Here is a 728-nt window from a genome sequence, read left to right on the forward strand (position 1 = left end):
AAAGAAACGCGAAAAAAAAAAACGAAAAGAAAAGAATTACGAAAAAAACGAAAAAAATACGAAAAACGCGAAAAAAACGCGAAAAAAGACGAAAAGAACGAAAAGAAATACGAAAAAAGACGAAAAGAACGAAAAGAAATACGAAAAAAACGAAAAGAACGAAAAGAAATACGAAAAAAGACGAAAAGAACGAAAAGAAATACGAAAAAAACGAAAAAACGAAAAGAATTACGAAAAAACGAAAAAAACGAAAAGAATCGCGAAAAGAAACGAAAAGAAACGCGAAAAACTCGAAAAAAACGGAAAAAATACGAAAAAATACGAAAAAACGAAAAAAATACGGAAAAAACGATAAGAAAACGAAAAAAACGAAAAGAAATACGAAAAAAAGAAAAGAATACGAAAAAAACGAAAAAAAAACAAAAAAAAAAAGAAAAAAAAAAAAAAAAAAAAAAAAAAAACAAAAAAAAAAAAAAAAAAAAAAAAAAAGAATACGAAAAAAACGAAAAGAAACGCGAAAAAACGAAAAAAATTACGAAAAAACGAAAAGAATTACGAAAAAAAAGAAAAAACGAAAAAAATACGAAAAAAAACGAAAAGAATACGAAAAAACGAAAAGAATACGAAAAAAACGAAAAGAATTACGAAAAAACGAAAAGAATACGAAAAAACGAAAAAAATACGAAAAAAACGAAAAGAATTACGAAAAAACGAAAAAAATACGAAAA

At 23.8% G+C, this 728-nt stretch carries 1 protein-coding gene; it reads left to right on the forward strand.

All coding sequences use genetic code 11. The features are described 5' to 3' along the window. The coding region (locus D7X55_RS47675) for a hypothetical protein (RefSeq protein WP_199747361.1) at window positions 1-728 on the forward strand (728 nt) is incomplete at both ends.

This window comes from Corallococcus sp. AB049A (assembly GCF_003668885.1).
Classification (GTDB): Bacteria; Myxococcota; Myxococcia; order Myxococcales; family Myxococcaceae; genus Corallococcus; species Corallococcus interemptor.